Annotated in this window: 17 protein-coding genes; 5 read left to right on the forward strand and 12 right to left on the reverse strand. The window is 39.9% G+C overall.

The genetic code is table 11. The annotated features are described in order from the left end of the window. Nucleotides 1-86 precede the first annotated feature (86 nt). Nucleotides 87-3233 carry a SpoIIE family protein phosphatase gene (locus EHQ16_RS01285; RefSeq protein ID WP_135637079.1) on the reverse strand — a complete coding sequence of 1049 codons (3147 nt, stop codon included), beginning with the start codon at nt 3231-3233 and terminating at the stop codon, nt 87-89. Between the two features lie 82 nt (nt 3234-3315). On the opposite strand from EHQ16_RS01285, the gene fliJ reads away from it, so the two are divergent. Together fliJ and EHQ16_RS01295 are read left to right on the forward strand one after the other, a co-directional pair. Next, a complete protein-coding gene (gene fliJ / locus EHQ16_RS01290; RefSeq protein ID WP_135637077.1) occupies nt 3316-3915 on the forward strand; it encodes a flagellar export protein FliJ in 600 nt (199 codons plus the stop codon). Beyond that, the gene (locus EHQ16_RS01295; protein WP_100791410.1) at nt 3915-4565 is read left to right on the forward strand and encodes a periplasmic-type flagellar collar protein FlbB; all 651 of its coding nucleotides are present in this window, start codon (nt 3915-3917) and stop codon (nt 4563-4565) included. Before fliJ ends, EHQ16_RS01295 begins: the two co-directional genes overlap by 1 nt. 9 nt (nt 4566-4574) lie before the next feature. Here EHQ16_RS01295 and EHQ16_RS01300 read toward each other — a convergent pair whose 3' ends face one another. The 9 genes from EHQ16_RS01300 to EHQ16_RS01340 all read right to left on the reverse strand — a co-directional run bounded on the left by EHQ16_RS01300 (nt 4575) and on the right by EHQ16_RS01340 (nt 12330). Then, nucleotides 4575-5138 carry a guanylate kinase gene (locus tag EHQ16_RS01300; RefSeq protein WP_135637075.1) on the reverse strand — a complete coding sequence of 188 codons (564 nt, stop codon included), beginning with the start codon at nt 5136-5138 and terminating at the stop codon, nt 4575-4577. After that, nucleotides 5135-5419, reverse strand: a complete 285-nt coding sequence (locus EHQ16_RS01305; RefSeq protein WP_135586983.1) for a DUF370 domain-containing protein — start codon at nt 5417-5419, stop codon at nt 5135-5137. The genes EHQ16_RS01300 and EHQ16_RS01305 overlap by 4 nt, the downstream gene beginning before the upstream one ends. 12 nt (nt 5420-5431) lie before the next feature. Then, the gene (locus EHQ16_RS01310; RefSeq protein ID WP_135637073.1) at nt 5432-6307 is read right to left on the reverse strand and encodes a hypothetical protein; all 876 of its coding nucleotides are present in this window, start codon (nt 6305-6307) and stop codon (nt 5432-5434) included. A gap of 47 nt (nt 6308-6354) precedes the next feature. Further along, entirely contained in the window at nt 6355-6645 is a 291-nt protein-coding gene (locus tag EHQ16_RS01315; RefSeq protein WP_135637071.1) for a hypothetical protein, read from the reverse strand. Between the two features lie 11 nt (nt 6646-6656). Continuing rightward, on the reverse strand, nt 6657-8648 hold the full coding sequence (locus EHQ16_RS01320; RefSeq protein WP_135637069.1) for a FapA family protein: 1992 nt from the start codon (nt 8646-8648) through the stop codon (nt 6657-6659). A gap of 6 nt (nt 8649-8654) precedes the next feature. Next, a complete protein-coding gene (whiG, locus tag EHQ16_RS01325; RefSeq protein WP_004785020.1) occupies nt 8655-9455 on the reverse strand; it encodes an RNA polymerase sigma factor WhiG in 801 nt (266 codons plus the stop codon). A gap of 101 nt (nt 9456-9556) precedes the next feature. After that, nucleotides 9557-10030, reverse strand: a complete 474-nt coding sequence (locus tag EHQ16_RS01330) for a hypothetical protein (protein ID WP_135637067.1) — start codon at nt 10028-10030, stop codon at nt 9557-9559. Continuing rightward, nucleotides 10031-10954: a MinD/ParA family protein gene (locus tag EHQ16_RS01335; RefSeq protein WP_135600110.1), complete on the reverse strand. Its 924-nt coding sequence runs from the start codon at nt 10952-10954 to the stop codon at nt 10031-10033. It lies immediately after the preceding gene. A gap of 35 nt (nt 10955-10989) precedes the next feature. Next, nucleotides 10990-12330, reverse strand: coding sequence for an AAA family ATPase (locus EHQ16_RS01340; RefSeq protein WP_135637065.1), 1341 nt, complete (start codon nt 12328-12330; stop codon nt 10990-10992). A 621-nt stretch (nt 12331-12951) separates the two neighbouring features. On the opposite strand from EHQ16_RS01340, the gene mnmC2 reads away from it, so the two are divergent. Both mnmC2 and mnmC1 read left to right on the forward strand, forming a co-directional pair. Beyond that, on the forward strand, nt 12952-13695 hold the full coding sequence (mnmC2, locus tag EHQ16_RS01345) for a tRNA (5-methylaminomethyl-2-thiouridine)(34)-methyltransferase MnmC2 (protein ID WP_135637063.1): 744 nt from the start codon (nt 12952-12954) through the stop codon (nt 13693-13695). 7 nt (nt 13696-13702) lie between these two features. Further along, nucleotides 13703-14893: an FAD-dependent 5-carboxymethylaminomethyl-2-thiouridine(34) oxidoreductase MnmC1 gene (gene mnmC1 / locus EHQ16_RS01350; protein ID WP_135637061.1), complete on the forward strand. Its 1191-nt coding sequence runs from the start codon at nt 13703-13705 to the stop codon at nt 14891-14893. Here mnmC1 and lpxK read toward each other — a convergent pair. Beyond that, nucleotides 14832-15920, reverse strand: a complete 1089-nt coding sequence (gene lpxK, locus EHQ16_RS01355) for a tetraacyldisaccharide 4'-kinase (protein WP_135637059.1) — start codon at nt 15918-15920, stop codon at nt 14832-14834. The genes mnmC1 and lpxK overlap by 62 nt on opposite strands. Before the next feature lie 27 nt (nt 15921-15947). Continuing rightward, entirely contained in the window at nt 15948-16226 is a 279-nt protein-coding gene (hisE, locus tag EHQ16_RS01360) for a phosphoribosyl-ATP diphosphatase (RefSeq protein WP_135637057.1), read from the reverse strand. 97 nt (nt 16227-16323) lie between these two features. Here hisE and EHQ16_RS01365 point away from each other — a divergent pair, with 97 nt between their 5' ends. Then, the gene (locus EHQ16_RS01365; protein WP_135637055.1) at nt 16324-17145 is read left to right on the forward strand and encodes a tetratricopeptide repeat protein; all 822 of its coding nucleotides are present in this window, start codon (nt 16324-16326) and stop codon (nt 17143-17145) included. Nucleotides 17146-17159 lie beyond the last annotated feature (14 nt).

Genomic DNA, 17159 nt, shown 5'->3' on the forward strand with positions numbered 1-17159 from the left:
TGACTTCTCTATTTAATTTTATCTTTTTTTTTTACAAATCTCTCAGATTTCAAAACCTTCCCAAATAGACGGATCCGTTAGAAAAATCATTCAATCTCTAAAACAACCAAGGTCACATCGTCGTCGGGAGATCTGTTTCCCGTAAATTCTTTGATTCTTTCGAGTAACAAGCGTTTGGATTCTGAAATCGGATACCCGCTATACCTTTGTACGATCGACTCCCAGTTTTCTTGGCCAATCATTTCTTTCTCAGCATTGGTAGCTTCTGTGATCCCATCTGTATACAATACAATCCGATCTCCCGAACGAAGAGAAATCAAATCTTCCTGAATGTCTAACTCCGGAATCCAACCAATTAATTTTCCTTGTGGCAAACTGAGTATAGGTTTGGTCTCTCCCACTCGATTGATGATGAGAGGTGGATGGCCGCAGCGTGCATGGATCATTTCTTTGGTTTCGAGATTAATATAAATATAAGATGCAGTCACAAAAGCACCTTTCATTTTTCCAAGTAAGGTGGAATTGATTTGGGTCATGAGTTGGGCTGGTTCTCGGGACAACCTAACTTGTGTAGAAAATGCAATCTTTAACATGGCAGAAATGAGGGCCGCCGGAATCCCATGACCGGAAACGTCTGCGATCATCACACCAAGTTCTGTTTCTGAAATGGCATGGAAGTCAAAAAAATCCCCACCCACACTGTCCATGGGTTCGTAATAAAACTCTGATTTAACACCGAAAATATTTGGGGCTTCTTCAGGAAGGATGGAACTTTGGAGTTTCCGAGCAAGACCCAACTCATTCTGAAATGCAATGAATTTGTTTTGTTCTTCCACTGCCTTCTTTAAAGTGATTAAATTTTTAGCCCTAGAAATTAGCTCACGTTTGTCGAAAGGTTTTGCTAAGTAATCGTTTCCACCAGCTTCTAGTGAAGCAATGATATCCGTGATTTGATTTTTTGCGGTCAAAAACAAAATCGGCAGTTGGTATAAAGAATAAGACTCACGTAAAACTGTACAAACATCATAACCACTCATCCCAGGCATCATGATATCAAGTAACATAAGTTCGAATGGGCCGTCATCGCGAACCATACGGATGGCATCCCCACCATTTGAAGCCTCATATACATCACAACCAATCAGAGTTAAATGGTTTTTTAAAACTTGGCGGTTGATCGGTTCATCATCTACAACCAGGACTTTGATTTTTTCTCCATCGTATTCTTCGTTTGTTTCTTCAATAGGTTCAAATTCGGGAGATTCTCCACCAAACCATAAATCTGTTTTTTTGATGGATGGTTTTTCCATGGGGATTTCCCCTTCACGAGCAAGTGGCAAAGTGAATCGAAAGATAGATCCTTCTCCTTCGGTAGATTCCACCCAGATCGTTCCGCCATGTAATTCCACCAAACGTTTAGAGATAGCAAGGCCAAGCCCCGTTCCACCAAACTTACGTGTGGTGGATGCGTCTACTTGTTCGAAAGACCTAAAAATATCACCAAACTTTTCTTTGGGAATTCCAATCCCCGTGTCTTTGATAGAAAGGATCAACATTCTTTCCATAATTTCCGCAGAAACATCAATCCGACCTTTCTCCGTAAACTTAATCGCATTCCCAATGAGATTGAATAAAATTTGTTGGAGCCTTGCTTCATCTCCTAAAATGGGAGGAAAATCCATGGGAACATGATTCCGAACCGTTAGATTTTTGGTCACATAGAGTGGCCTTGAAATCACTAATACCAAATCACAAATTTGATGGAGATCGATGGCTTTAAGATCCAAATCCAAATCTCGATTTTTCATTTTGGAAAAATCCAAAATATCATCCACAAGAGAGGACAAACGTTTCCCTGAACTCACAATCATCCCCAAATTTTGCCTTTGTTCTTGGCTGAGTTTACCGCCAATTCCATCAAACATTGATTCGGCGATACCGATAATTCCATTGAGAGGAGTTTTGAGTTCGTGAGAAGTATTTGCTAAAAATTCATCTTTTAGTTTGTCTAATGCCAGTAACCTTTTCGAGAGAGACTCCACATCCGAAAAGGCCTTACTAAACCGCCTAGACAAAGTTAGAGACTGAACTAAAATAAATACAAAAATTCCAATGGGGATGGCTTCGACAGTATAAACAAGCTGGTATGCGTTCAGTAAATCAACAAAAGCTGCAATGGCTACCGAGATGATCCCAATCGCAAATAACAAACTACTTTCTTTTCTAGCAAAAACAGCTCGGAACACACCTTGAAATATCAAAAAGATACCAGAAAGTAAAACGATGTGAAAGTATCCGTTTAACTTTGTATAAATGGGTGTAGGTAAAACTAGAATGAAACTGACAAAAACAAGTGTGGGAACAAGTAGAATTCTATGCATCCAACGAGGATAAAAGTTAGGATAAAATTCACGAAAAAAAGCAAAGAAAAGGTAAGGAGATAAATAAAAGGTTAGAAATTCAATCCGAAGGCAAAGATTCCAACCGAGATAAGGGGCGACCTCATTAAATCCAAACCTTTCACCGGTGAACAAAGTCCGAAGAGATAGAATCAGAGCGGCAAACCCAAACAATAAATTCCCTTTATCCGAACGCCTAAAGTAAAATAGTCCAAAGTGATACAAAGCGATAATAAATACTGCGCCGGTCAAAAATAGGGACGAGGCTAAGTCTTTTTCATTTTCTTCGAGGAGTTTGTTCCATTCACCTACATAAGGCGGCTCCCACATCCCTCCTTTGTCATGATGAAAATTGGACATTTCCACCAATAGCTCGTTAGGTCCTTCCTTCCAGGGAAGTGGGTAAAATTGAAATTCATAGGAAGGTATAGATTCTTCAGGGATTTTGGAAACCACACCCGAAGAACCAAGGAGTTTTCCATTCCAATAGACGCGAGATGCCGTAGCCAAATCCACAAGTTTGATTCCGTACACTGTATCCAGACTTGTTCCCTCTGGCCGTTCCAAAACCAAACGGTAGGTTCCAAATCCATTCCCTGTACCAAATTCCGAATTCCAAATTCCGGGAACCAAAACTTGGAGTTTGGTTTCTGGAAGTTCTGCCATTTCAGATAGGAAGGTATGGGGATAGAACTCCCATTCTCCCTCCAAGTGGACTGGATTTCCCTGGCTTTTACGCACAATTTCGGCAGGTGGTGTGGCGATTACGGATGATGCCGAAAGGCAAAAAAGAATAATTGCAAAACCAATCAGATGTAAGTGTTTATTGGACAATATTGCAAGTTTTACTCATTTTTTTAAAAATACGAGTAAAAAAGAGTACAAAAATTATTTAGAACCGAAGAAATAGACAGCTGTGAAACGATTTCGTTTTAGTTTAGAGACAGTTCTCAAATTGAGAGGTTGGCGAGAAGAAGAAGAAATCCGCAGACTTTCCCTAGTTGTCTCCAAACTGAATTCCCTCATTGGTGAAAAAGATACCAATGAACGAGAAATTGAATCGTCCTACGAAACCATCCTCTCTTCCTCAAAAGTGGGGACAAGTCTTTCCGATTATCTTTCGATCGAACAATACATCCAAGGTCTTATGCGACGCAATGAGGAACTTGACGAACGGATTGCAAGACAAAACGAAGAAGTGAATTTGGTTCGTAAAGATGTAATGGTTGCTCGTATGAACAAAAAAGTAATCGAAGTTTTAAAAGACAAAAGATTTGCTGAATGGAAGAAAAAACGAAATCGAGCAGAACGAAGAGAAGTAGAAGAATTTAATCTTCAACTAAGCAAACAATCATTATTCGATTCGACAGAAAGTTATGGACCTTCAAAATCTAAGAAAATTCCAAGAACTTTCAAAATTCTGAACCGTGAGGATGGTGGTGATGAACTCACTTCTGACTTCAAATCTCTTCGTGATTTTTATGAAAAATATTATCTAGGACAAGGCAAATCATAATGGCAAGTGTAACCGATAGCACAAGATCCTTCTTTTTAATCGTACTCATTTTTTTCCTAATCGCCATCGGTTTTTTTGTATTTGATTACTTCCAAGTCATCAATGCAGAAGATTACTTACCATTTTTAAAAAAACAGGCAGGACTCGTAAACCAAGACCTTCTTTCTCCAACAGAACTTGAAAAGTTGGAAATGGAAAAAGCAAAAGAAAGACTGATTGCTGACCGTGAAGAATTAGAACAAATGAAACGGGAGTTAGAAGAAAAATCATCTTCTTTACATGCAGACAAAGAACGTTTGGAGGAATTAAGAGAAGGAATCCAAAGAAAAGAAAAAGAGATGGCGGATAAATTAAAAAAAGACAATGCCCGCGCTGAAAAAGTAAAAGTCCTCGCAAACAAAGTTGCCAATATGCCACCAGAGTCCGCAAGAGATATGTTAATCAATTGGCCAGACTACGATATCATTGAAGTTTTTGAACAAATGGATAGAGATGCAGAAGAAGAGGGAAGGCAAACCATTACCACATACCTACTCACTTTATTTCCTGCAGAAAGAAGGTCTGTGATTTCCAACAAGTGGTTGGATGCGGGAGCCAAAAATGTTCCAAACTATGGCAAAAGCATTGATGAGGACAATGACGAACCTTAGTTTTAGAATTTATTTATTGGTTCCAAACAAAATAGATTTCACTGCTTGGATGGCGTCTTCCAACCGATCATTCACAACCACATAATCAAAGCTTGGTGCCTCGTCGAGTTCCCGAATTCCATTTTCAATCCGTCTTTCGATACTGGTTTTAGAATCTGTACCTCGACGGATTAGTCTTTCGATCCAAATTTCCCGACTCGGTGGTTCAATAAAAATCGTTACGGACTCTGGCCGCAGTTTTTTTACAGATTTCGCCCCTTGGACATCCAAATCGAGAAGCGCCACTCGATGGTCACGAATGGCATCCAAGATGGGAGCTTTGGGAGTTCCATAATAGTTTCCATGGACTTCTGCCCATTCATAAAACTCACCAGCGGCAATTCGTTTTTGGAACTCTGGAACCGAAAGGAAATGATAGGTTTTTCCGTCCTTATCTCCTGGTCTTGGCTCGCGCGTGGTACAAGAAATGGAAAAATAAAACTCAGGGTATTCGGCAAGCAGTGCAGCGATGATGGTAGATTTACCACCACCCGCTACAGAAGAAATAATATATAAATTAGGATTTACTTTCAATCTTCTGATTCCTCCTCACCCTCACCGATGTGGTTGTCGCCTGTTTCCAATCGTTTGGATAAACTTTCAGGGCGGATGGCTGAGAGAAGGATATGACCTGAATCTAAAACAAGAACTGATCTTGTTTTACGTCCACTAGTGGCATCAATCAATCGACTTGCAGATTTTGCCTCAGAACGAAGTCTTTTGGCACCAGCAGAGTCTGCTTGCAGGATGGTAAGGATTTTCGATACAAATACTACATTAGAAAATCCAACATTGAGTACCGGAAACGAAGACATGGAAACATAATTTTAGATTCTTCTAGATCGATCAAGTCGAATCGTTTCAATTAAATGAATTTCATGAATGCCAATATTCATGGCTTCTGAAATTTCATCATGTTTGTATCCCTTTTTGATCAGATGAACCACTTTATCAATCTTTGTTGCCGAAACGGGTAATTCTTCCAATGCCGATTCAATCGAAAGATCCACTTTATCCAAACTCATTTTTTGGTAGGAAGCAAAGGCTGGATCATTTGCTTTTGATACTTCGTTTAAAAATTCTCTTTTTTTGAGGCCATCTATGATTTCGTTACGAATCAAATCAGATGGTTTTTCTTCCGCAAATGGATTTCCACCAACCGTATAATTCATCTTAGGTTGAAAAGTGGGAACTTCTAAATTGTCCAATGCCTCTGCCGAAGGGGAACTCATCGGTTCCATTCCAAAAATTCCTTTCACCGCTTTGCCTAGTTTCCCAAAGGCTTGGTTCACAGCCCCTTCGGTTGTTTCTACTTCATCACTTGGAACGGGGATTTGGTTTGCTTGGTAAATTTTACCGATTCCGGTTCTTTGTTCTTTGATATCAAGAGCCGGTTCTTCTTCTGAAGTTAAATCAGGAACTAACTCTGATTTCATGGAAAGACCAGAGGATTGGTAATGTTTGAATTCTTTTACTAACACCTCCCCTTTTTCCATCATCGAACGAAGTGCCACCATCTTTGACTCTATGACTGCGACGGTTGCATCGAGTTCTCTGATCGTTTCCGCTGTGGCCATATCAATGGCTCGGTTTAGTTTTTTATCGTAATATTCCCCGACTGCTTTTTGAACTTTCGCAGAGATGAAAACATACATCATCCCACAAAATAGTAGATTGATTAAAACGAGAGAAAAGAGTTCCATGTCGCTCTCCTACAGAACATTTCCAACAACATTCCGGAGTGAGAACTTTAAGCTTTTAAATCAAAACGAGATCCCCGAACCAAACTAGGAGAGTCATAAACGACTCCTTCTTTGGTATAAGCATAAACCGAATTTTCTTTGTCTTGTTTCGGTTTCGCCGCCGAACTATGGTTACCTGATTTTGTTTCAGGAACCGTTTGGGCTCGGTTTTGGGTTTGGATCACAACCTTTTGCAATTCCACCACCTGGTTTTGGTGGGTAAAAGGATTCTCTGCCTGGGCCCTACGTGCAAAATCGTAGTGGTGGGCGATACTCGCGAAGTTTTCGTTTAGAATCATCGGGAACCCTCTTAATTCTTAGACTTACCACGCCCTCTCTTTTTTCTCCAGTCATTTTTCGCTTCGTCTGGATCTTCGTAAGGTGCACTGCGGATTTGGGCCTCTTCTTCGTAGAAAGTCTTAGCTTTGGTCTCGTGGCGGAGTTTGAACTCAGCATTGCGGATGCGGATGGTAACACCCGGGAAAATGGTCTTCTCGACCGAAATACGGCCATTGGCAGCCTGTTCGTCCATATATTCCGTTAGGGTTTGGATGTCCTTACCGGCCTCGGCGATTCGTTTTTCGAGTTTTTTGGTTCCTGCTTCCAATTTCTGCAAATGGGCATCTTGTTCGGCGGTAAAGCTGGCAGGATCCGCCTCTTTCCTTGCTTTTAGGGTGCGCATCGTTTTAGTCAGTTGGTCTAGTTTGTCCTGGTTTTCTTTTCGTTTCTCTTCGTATTCCTGAATCTGTTTAAGGATCTTTGGGTTGTTTCCCACAATGAGATCGGTTTGCGGGTTGGCTTGGGAGCCGATGATTTTGGCAGAGATCAGTTGTGCGGCTTGGATGGTTCCGCCCACAATCTGGCCTCGTTTTCCTTTACAGGAAATTTTTCCCCCAGCCATCAAATGAGAATGTAAAATACCTTCTTGGACAATGATGTCTTTTTCAGTGATACAAGTGGCATTCTGAATGAACTTGGCGACAATGTTTCCACCTGTGGATTCTACACGTGCCTCTTCCCTTCCCGTTACCCCTTGGCGGACAATGATATCACCATCTGCTTCGACAATGGCTTTCTGAACCGTTCCATAAATTTCAATGTTACCGGCAGCTTTCACAGAATAATTATCTTCTACGTTTCCTGTTATGATGATGGAACCAAGGAAGGTAACATTACCCGTACGAACACCTACGTCACCATTGATTCGGTAAACGGTTTCTACAGAAAGTCTACCGGCTGCATATAACACCTGTCCGTTGACCTCGGCGGTAAGACGCATTTTGTCTTCCGAAAGAATGGTTCCTTTTCCTTGTTTGAGTTCTGTATCCAAACCATCTTTAGCAGGTAAAACCATTCCAAACAAGTTACGCCCAAACTTTCCTTTTTCTGCAGGAAGTTTTTCAGCTAACAGTTGTCCCACGACAACGTTTTCAATCATATCTAAATCTTTGTAATCCACTCGACCTGATTGGTCTTCTTTGAAGTTGATTTTCTTTTCCGTGCGGACATAGTATTTGATTTCTGCATTTTTCCCGTTCACAGGGAAATCACCTTCCGCACCAATGAAAGGTTTGTTGATAATGTCTTCATCCAAACTCTTACGAATTTCATCTTCTTTGAGACCATGGGCCACACCCATACCTTTCAGTGCGGCCACAATGTCGGAAACTTCTAAATCACGCCCACCAGGTCTTGCTGGAAATACAGTCACAAAGGCGCGCATGTTCTCTTGTGCAATTTCTACGTTGCAACTAGAATCATTTCCTGCTTTTGGTTTTTGGTTGGAGATAAGAACGGGTTCCCCTTTTTTTTCTTTGATGATTTTGTTTAAGAGGTTTTGGTCAATCCCCGCCACACCACGAAAGGAAAGTTTTTTGGAAACGTCCGCCATGGACATTTCCATTCCTTCCCCAGAAGGAGGATGAACTGTTAAAAACACACCTGTTCTGTAAATTTTAACAGAAACTCGACCATCTTTATTTTTGGGAGTGACTAGTTCTTTTAAGTCTTTAGATACTAATTTCCCACTACCACCTGTTAGATGTTCATCAAGAAGGCTCAATTCATCTAATAACAAATCATCAGGAATGATGGAGGCGCGAATATGATAAGGTTCCGAAAAGAATAAAGATTTCTTCCCTCTTTTTAAAACAGTATAATCGATTTCATGAACTTTGCGGCCTAAGTGCCCAGAAGCAATTGCCAGACACTCTTCGATAGTATCGGCAATGACCTCCACTTGTTCTTTTTCCTTACGGTCGAACTCTTTCAGTTCCTCTGTAAGAAATTCAGAGAGAGACATTTCTAATTACCTTTTTTGGATCGCGGATTTTACTTTAGAGAGTTTGCTGCGGAGTCTTGCGACTGCTTTTGTATGGAGTTGGGAAATTCTTGATTCCGTAACTTCCAAAACTTCACCAATTTCTTTTAGAGTGAGGTCTTCATAATAATAAAGTACGATTACCTTTTTTTCTTTTTCCGGTAACGACTGGATGGCTTCTACGATTACATTTTTGATTTCTTCTTTTTCGATGATATTGTCAGGATTCATATTCATCGGAGATTCGAGAGTTTCCATAAAAGAAACTTCATCGTTCTCATCACCGAGAAACCAAATATCATTCAAAGAAACAAGAGAGGTTCCAGAAAGTTTTGCTAGGAGTGAATTGTATTCTTCCATAGAGACGCCGAGTTCTTTTGCGATCTCTTCATCATCTACTTTTTTGCCTTCTTTGTTCTCAAGCATGGCAATGATGTTTTCTAGTTGTTTTGCTTTTTGACGGATGGAACGCGGAATCCAATCCACACTTCTAAGTTCGTCAAAGATAGACCCACGGATACGAGTCATCGCATAAGTTTTGAATTTAATTTCGCGAGAAGGATCGAATTTTTCAATGGCATCTAACAGACCAAAGACGCCATAACTGACGAGGTCTTCAAATTCGACATTTTGTGGCATACCAATCGCAATCCGCCCAGCCACGTGTTTGACGAGAGGTGAATATTTTTCAACAAGGTAACTTCGGATCTCCGCATCCTTTGTGACGCGGTATTTTTTCCAAAGATCTGTCTCATCAAACTGATTGTATTTGTCTAGCAATCTTGACATAGGGAACCGAAGTACGGAATCTCTTACTTTATAGAAAAAATCGTAAAGAAGAGGAAATTACAAGAGGATTTTTTCTTATGTCCTCTAAAAACCGCAATTTTTCAGCTCTCTTGGGGATCATCCTTAGCCATCATGGTGCGAATCGCCTCCGCCATGAGTTTTGGCTCGTTTTTGATCGCAATTTTATCCACGATGATGTGATCTCCAAATTTTCCTGACTTAGCCATAGCAAGTTTTGCATCCATAGCTGCATCACCCACCTGTTGGACACCAAAGTCATCAGAACCCATCGATTCCGACCGAGCCGAATCCATTCCACCAGATTCATGGTCAAAGTCATCGGAATGGCTTTCGCCCCCAAATCCACCAATGGAAAATACACTGAGGAACTCTAAAAATTCAGGAACTTTCTTTTGTAAGACAGAGAAGACTCCAAAGCCCAAACCACCGAAAGCAAAAGTAGAAATGAGTGAGACAAAGAAGATATAACCAAGTCGGTTTCCAACAAGAAAACCACATACAGAACTGATAATGGCTCCAAGGACTGCAAATCCCAGTACAAATCCGATCAGCACTTAGTTGTCTTCCTCCATCTTCTCTTCCATTTCCTTCTCTTTGAAGTCTACGAAGCTAAAGAATTTTTTGAAAAAACCAGTAAGACCTTCTTCATCATCATAACCACCTTCGGTTTGTAAGAGGGTGTGAGTGACTCGAGTCAGACAAGCTGCTGCCTTTGAACGAGGAGCCCCAATGATGAATGGTTTTTGTTCGCGAATTGACTTTTCTACTTCTTCATCTTGGAAAATAAATCCTAAGTTTTCCACTTGGACTTCTAAAAATTGACCGGAGATGTCGATGACCCGGTCGGCAACTTTTTTCCCTTCGATGGCAGAACGCACACGGTTGACGATGATTTTGAGGTTTTTGTCTTTGGATTGAGAAACAATGGATTTGATTAGGCCATAAGAATCGGTAATGGAAGTAGGTTCTGGTGTTGTGACCACAACCACTTCATCCGCAGGCATCACAAGACCAATGACATTGGCAGAGATTCCAGCACCGGTATCGATGATCATTACATCATAACGATCGAGTTCTGCAAATCCTTTGATGAGATTGTTTCTTTGTGTTTCGTTTAAGTTAGCAAGCTGAGAGTATCCAGATGCACCAGCAATGATGTCCACACCTTCTGGCGTGGAGATGACGATGTCTTTCAAAGTTTTGTGGCCTTTCACCACATGGTATAAATTGTATTTCGGAATGATCCCAAGAAGAACATTGACGTTGGCAAGCCCCAAGTCACCATCAAAGATTAAAACTTTGAGTCCCGTCTTTGCAATGGAGATGGCAAGGTTTACGGAGACAGTACTTTTTCCAACACCGCCCTTACCGGAAGCTACCGCGATGATTTTGGTTTTTTTGACTGCATCCTGGGGTTGAACAAGTTTTAAACCAGTACCAGTTTCAGTGAGCTTTCTAAGATTTGCAGCTTGGTCCATCGTTACCCCTACGGCCTAAAGGATAACGAACTTGGTTACACGGTCTTTTCGAAGACCTCGCCCGCTATCCCTTTCAATTTTTCAGGAAAAATTACACATTCGGCAAGAAGTTTTTTCGAGGCATTTAGGATATCAAAAGGAACATCCTGCCCCACACTTAAAAATGCGAATTCCCTGTGAATAGTATCGGCCAATTCCACTACAGAACCTAAAAATTCTGCTTCATCTAGCTTAGTTAATAAAATTCTTTTATAACCGACCGACTCATACGCGTTTGCAACGGCCATTGCATTGTCTTTGGAAACAGTGGAGGAAAGCACTAAGACCGTTTCGATATAATCCTTTTCCCCAAAAACTTGGTAGAATTCCTGAAGTTTTTCCAGGTTTTCAGACTTTCTATGAGAGTAACCTGCCGTATCCACGAGGATGAGTTCGGACCCATCGCGGAGAATGGTTTCCTTCCATTTACGCAAATCTTTGGCTGCATAAAATGGCAAACCCATTGCATCCGCATAAAACTTAAGTTGGTCGATGGCCGCAATGCGGTAGTTGTCCGTTGTATAAAGGGAAACTTTTTTACCCATGTGCAAACTGTACTTTGCAGCAAGTTTGGCAATGGATGTGGTTTTTCCAGCCCCAGTAGGCCCCACAAAGAAAATGATTTTCCGTTTTCCCCTTGGAGTTCCGCTAAAAAGGTCTGAATCAATTTGAATTCTTTCTTCTAAATAAGTAACAGCTTTGTCAGTAACATTGGCGTAACGAGTGAGATCCACGGCAGACAACCTGCGCTCGAGTGCCACGGCCATTTCTTCTAAAAATCCAGAAGACATTCCTTCGTTTAACAAACGATCTATGATTTTTTGAATATGAGGGTGTCTTTCGGGACTTTGCGGTTTTGTTTGGGGTGCAATCTCCATCGGAGAGTCCTTCGCTTCCGAAATGGACAAACCAACAGCTCTTTCTTCCAAAGATTCGATTTCGTAAACAGGGGGGTTTTGTCTACGACGACGCTCGGAAAAAGGACGCACGGCATCGATATTTTTTTTACGAAGGAGAGGGTTCCCTCCTCCAATAGCAGCCAGATTGTTAGATCCAATTCCCACAAGGCTCGACTCAGGAAGTGAATCCGTTCTTTGTTTTTGTTTGATGAGTTCTTTGAGATCCTTTAACTTACGTTCAATTCTCTCTTTGGAGTTTTGTTTTTCAGGGACACCAACATCGATTTCATACATTCTTTGGGCCATAAGACCCGTCCCAAAGAGGCCACCTTCCGTGATCACTCGTTGGTCATAGAGATGGGCTTCTGGACCGTATTTCATCTTCATCTGCATGATGCAGTCTTGTAAGTCTTTGCCCCGGATTTTCACAAAATCCATAGAATATCCCCCGAACCTGGGAAAAATATGAAGAGTACCCTCAATTTGGAAAGTCTTTTTTATGTGACATAATAATTTCAAGACTGATTGGTGGGAATGCACGAAGAAAATCGAGATGGTATGGGAGATTGGAAAGGTGAGTGAGTTACTTTGGTAAGCGGGTTACGAAGGTGAGGGGCTTTCTTTGGAAAGTTGGTTTCGAAGGCGAGGGGGTGAGTTTGGTAAGCCAGTGTCGTTGGAAAGGCGGTATCTTTGGTAAGTCGCTATCGATGGTGGGTGGCTTTCTTTGGAAATGTAATTTCCTTTTGCTGTCGCAAAGTTTCGTTACAGAGGTGATTCATCGAGGTTGAGCTTACTTCCTTGTGACTGGTAAAGAAAGATCGAAGGTTCCTTCTGGGGTTGTTTGGTCGGACGCAAGTAACTAATTGAGGGACAGTGAGTTCGGAGAAGGAAGGAGAAATTTGGAAATTAAATAAACTTGGCAATCAGCATACTTTTGAAAGTGAATTTCTAAAGTATACCAGTGCAAAAGGTAAGTGACTTACTTTTTACAACTGCTGGAATTCAAGATTGTGTTTCCAGGGTAAGCAAGTCCGAAAGAATAGGAAATAGTTTTACAGTATGTCTAGTTTTCCTTCCAACCAACCGAAGAATACAATCGAATTTAAAGAGGGAGTTCCTATTTCAAAGTTATTTGATGACGTGTATTTTTCGAAAGAAGGTGGATGGGAAGAGTCTCTTTATGTTTTTTTCAATGGCAATGAAGTTGGAACAAAAATCAAAGACGGCACCCAATCGATTTATCGGATCGGAGAACTCGGGTTTGGTTCTGGTCTCAATTTATTTGTTACCTTAGACAATTGGAAATCTTTAGAAAATCCTAAATCAATTACTTTCGTCAGCCTAGAAGGTTATCCTCTAAACGCAGAAACCCTACCGACACTAAACAAAAGTTATCCGGACAAAACATTGTGGTATGAAGAGCTGATCACTTCGTACGAAATTGCAAAAGATACTTGGGAAAAAGATAAAAACAAAAACCTCTGGACTTATATTTGGGATCACAAAACAAATAAAAGCCAATTCACTCTAAACGTATATTTCGGAGACATCCAAATTTGCCTGCCAAGTTTTCCCACTATCAACTCCTGGTATTTAGATGGATTTTCGCCAAGTAAAAATCCTGATATGTGGTCACCTGAAATTTTAAGTATATTAAGAGACAAGTCCATCTCAGGAACTAGTTTTGCTACCTTTTCATCAGCAGGTTTTTTGCGAAGAAACCTCATAGAACTAGGGTTTGTTGTCGAAAAGAAAAAAGGATATGGACGTAAACGAGAAATGGTTTCTGGTTTTTTAGAGTGATATCCAAATGAATCAACACAAGAAAACGGCTATCGTCGTAGGGGCAGGCATTGCTGGTGCAAGTATTTGCCTCGCCTTAAAAAAAAGGGGCATTCAAACCATCTTGATTGATTCTGATTCTGGGCCTGCAGAACATGCAAGCGGAAACCCAATTGGAGTTGTTTATCCTTTTCTCACAAAACATAAAACAGCTGAATCTGAATTTTCCCTACAGGCTTTTATATATTTTTTATCTATTTGGAAAAACTTAAAATTAGGAACTCTGGTTCCACATAAAGATGGAATTTATTTCCTCATAGACAAAGAAGAGTCTTTTGATCGTTATTCACATGCATTACGTTCACATCAAATCTTAAGTCATATAGCATCGGAAAACGACGAACCGATCTCTGGGATAAGAGCCATTTTCTTTCCAGAAGGAAAATCTTTATCTCCCAAAGATCTTACTAAACAAATTCTGAACATTACAAACCCAAAAACCAAATACAATTGCAAGTTAGTTAGTTGGAATGAGTTAGAAAATGGTGAAATCCTTTGCCAAACGACAGATGGACAACTCCCATGTGATTATCTTTTTTTAAGCCAGGGATACCAATTTGAAGATGATCCAAAATCGAAGTGGTTGCCATTAAAGAAAGTTCGAGGACAAATCTTACAAATTCCTGAACAAAATCCAACAAATACACACGGTATTTTATATGGTGATTACCTCACAGCGCCCCTCCAAGGGTATCAAGTTTTAGGCGCCACGTATGACGAGTTCAAACTTGAAGAAGAAACAAGACTCGAAGAATCGGAATCTATGTGGGAAGGTTTGATTCAGAAATTACCAACACTCGTTTCTGGTTGGAATTTACCTAACGTCCGTTTGTTTCCGACCAGAGTCAGTTACAGAACTCAATCACAAGATCGTGGACCCATTGTTGGGAAATTGCCAGATATTTCCAAAATCGACCTTTCCATCAAATATCAAAATCGACTGAAAAAAGATGGGAAAGAAATAAAAATCCCCTACTTTGAACAAGTTGGAATACTCAACGGACTTGGTTCGAGAGGACTCACCCACTCTCTATATGCTGCGGAGATTTTAGTGTCTTCTATATTCAAAGAACCGGATATTGTATCAGAAAGAATTTTTAAGTATTTACAGCCAGATCGTTTTTTGTTTCGTATGTGGAAACGAGACCAGTTAACATAGACTTTAATTTTTCATCTTCCAAAACAGATACTTGGATCAAAAGAAGTAACACGGTAGTTTTTTTTCTCTCAAGTCCTCTTAAAAAACCAACATTGGCTCTCATTTTGATCCAATCTTTTTCAGTAGTCACTAGAATCTCATCCATTAAAATTTCCTCAGATAAGGAGGATAATGCTGCTTCATTAAACTCGAAATGGTCAGGAAAAAATTTTGTTCGAATGGATTCTGATAACAAAGTAGTTTTTGCTGTTTCGAAAACATGTTTTGGATTACCAACACCTGTTACTAAAAAGTATTTAGAATTTGGCTTGGGGAGAAAAGTTTTTTGAGCCAATTCATTATGAATCAAAACTTCTACTACAGAAGACTCAAATTGAGAAGAAAAAATAGGTAAAAAAGGATCTATTTTTTTTAGATTCGAATAATACTTTTCCAATCCATTTTTGTTTTTAGAATTTATCTTAGTAAAAAGAATTGCATTGGCTCTTTTGAGATTACGGATGGGTTCTCTTAAAAAACCCAAAGGAATGGTAAATCCATTTCCAAAAGGGGAATTTGCATCTAACAAAACAAAATCAAAATCTCGGCATAGTGCTTTGTGTTGGAATCCATCATCTAAAATCACAATATGTTTTTTCGAATGGATTTGATTGTATGAAAGAAATGATTTTTTTCTGTTTCTACCGATGATCACCTGTACGTCAGGAAACATTTCTTTATGTTGGCTAGGTTCATCTCCAAATAAATTCGGCGACAGACCATCGGCAAGAATTGCTCCATCCTTACTTTTTTCCGCTTTATAACCGCGAGATAAAATTGTAACCGCATAACCAGGATAAACTTTTCTGAAAAACCGAACCAGATATTGAACAAAAGGAGTTTTGCCAGTACCCCCTACTGTTAGATTTCCCACACTAATGACTAGAACATTTGGTAACTGAAAAGAGGAAGTTTCTCTTTGTTGCCACCAGAATAAAAACTGGTAAAACAAACTCAGAGGGTAAAACAGATAAAGAAGTATCTTCATTTAAGTTTCCGATGGGAAACCATTAGATCAACTGTGGCGTTTTTCCAATTCTTTAGCGATGGTAGAAAGGCTAAGCCCTTTTTCCACCATTAGAACTTCCAAGTGGAATACCAGATCCGCAATTTCGTGGATCAGTTCTTTTTCATTGGGATTTTTGGCAGCAATGATGACCTCACCTGCTTCTTCGCCAATTTTTTTAAGGATGCGGTCAACTCCGTCACGAAAGAGTTCTGCAGTATAAGACTTTTCAGGCAATTCTTCCTTACGTTTGCGGAGTAACTCTTCCAATTTCAGTAAAAATTCCATAATTTGACCTTCTATCGACCATAGAAAACAGCCAATCCATTTCGAAAAAGCGAAAATTGACTATTCAAAACAAAGGAAAAACTTTAAGATTTGAGTGATGGTTCGTAAGATTCTTCCTGTTTTTTTCCTTCTTTTCACAACTTCCTTATTTTCCGAATCTCCCTGGGGCGGTTCTATCCAAAAAGGTTTCGAAACGGCAAAACAGGACAAAAAATTCATCATCGTAGATGTATATGCTGATTGGTGCACTTACTGTTTAGTCCTAGAAAAAGAAATTTTTCCCGATCCAGAATTGAGTCGGGTTTTAGATAACTTCGTTAGAGTTAGGTTAGATGGTGAAGAATTCCCCAACTTGCGAAAAAAATACAATATCGAAGGATATCCTACGATTCTATTTCTTGATGGGGATGGAAACTATGTTACAAAAATTTCGGGACTCGCGACCAAAGAAGACATTTTAGGTATCTCCAAAAGACTGCTCCAAGAACCAAATATCGAATCTTACCTCAAAACAGAACTTAGACGGAATGTAAATAGTCCAGACATCCATTTCCGATTGGGTTTATTGTATTTCCAAAACAAAGAATTTGAAAAGGCAGAACTTCAATTTACAGAAGCCGTTCAAAAATCAAAAACTTTACCTGTCCTTAAAGAAAACGCACATTTCAATTTAAACTTAGTAAAATCCATCCACGGATCCAAAGAATCTGCCGTAAAATCATGGAAAGAATTTTTAGAGCTTTACCCTTCATCTAGCCGTAAAACAACCGCTAAATTATATTACGGACTGACTCTTAAAGATGTAGGTGAATCAAAACTAGCAAAATCAGTATTGTTAGAAATTAAACCAAAATTAACAATTGACTCGGATAAAGCGATGTGTAACGAAGCTTTGTCTGAAATTGAGAGAGGGTTTTAATCCCAACCAAATAT

This window comes from Leptospira kanakyensis, assembly GCF_004769235.1.
GTDB classification, from domain to species: domain Bacteria; phylum Spirochaetota; class Leptospiria; order Leptospirales; family Leptospiraceae; genus Leptospira_A; species Leptospira_A kanakyensis.

Excerpts from the sequence above, each read along its gene's own strand:
- EHQ16_RS01340 (WP_135637065.1), bottom strand. The coding sequence starts at position 12,330 with ATGGATTTTGTGAAAATCCGGGGCAAAGACTTACAAGACTGCATCATG.
- EHQ16_RS01295 (WP_100791410.1), top strand. The coding sequence starts at position 3,915 with ATGGCAAGTGTAACCGATAGCACAAGATCCTTCTTTTTAATCGTACTC.
- lpxK (WP_135637059.1), bottom strand. The coding sequence starts at position 15,920 with ATGAAGATACTTCTTTATCTGTTTTACCCTCTGAGTTTGTTTTACCAG.
- mnmC2 (WP_135637063.1), top strand. The coding sequence starts at position 12,952 with ATGTCTAGTTTTCCTTCCAACCAACCGAAGAATACAATCGAATTTAAA.
- EHQ16_RS01310 (WP_135637073.1), bottom strand. The coding sequence starts at position 6,307 with ATGGAACTCTTTTCTCTCGTTTTAATCAATCTACTATTTTGTGGGATG.
- EHQ16_RS01335 (WP_135600110.1), bottom strand. The coding sequence starts at position 10,954 with ATGGACCAAGCTGCAAATCTTAGAAAGCTCACTGAAACTGGTACTGGT.
- mnmC1 (WP_135637061.1), top strand. The coding sequence starts at position 13,703 with ATGAATCAACACAAGAAAACGGCTATCGTCGTAGGGGCAGGCATTGCT.
- EHQ16_RS01320 (WP_135637069.1), bottom strand. The coding sequence starts at position 8,648 with ATGTCTCTCTCTGAATTTCTTACAGAGGAACTGAAAGAGTTCGACCGT.
- EHQ16_RS01305 (WP_135586983.1), bottom strand. The coding sequence starts at position 5,419 with ATGTCTTCGTTTCCGGTACTCAATGTTGGATTTTCTAATGTAGTATTT.
- EHQ16_RS01315 (WP_135637071.1), bottom strand. The coding sequence starts at position 6,645 with ATGATTCTAAACGAAAACTTCGCGAGTATCGCCCACCACTACGATTTT.
- EHQ16_RS01365 (WP_135637055.1), top strand. The coding sequence starts at position 16,324 with ATGGTTCGTAAGATTCTTCCTGTTTTTTTCCTTCTTTTCACAACTTCC.
- hisE (WP_135637057.1), bottom strand. The coding sequence starts at position 16,226 with ATGGAATTTTTACTGAAATTGGAAGAGTTACTCCGCAAACGTAAGGAA.
- whiG (WP_004785020.1), bottom strand. The coding sequence starts at position 9,455 with ATGTCAAGATTGCTAGACAAATACAATCAGTTTGATGAGACAGATCTT.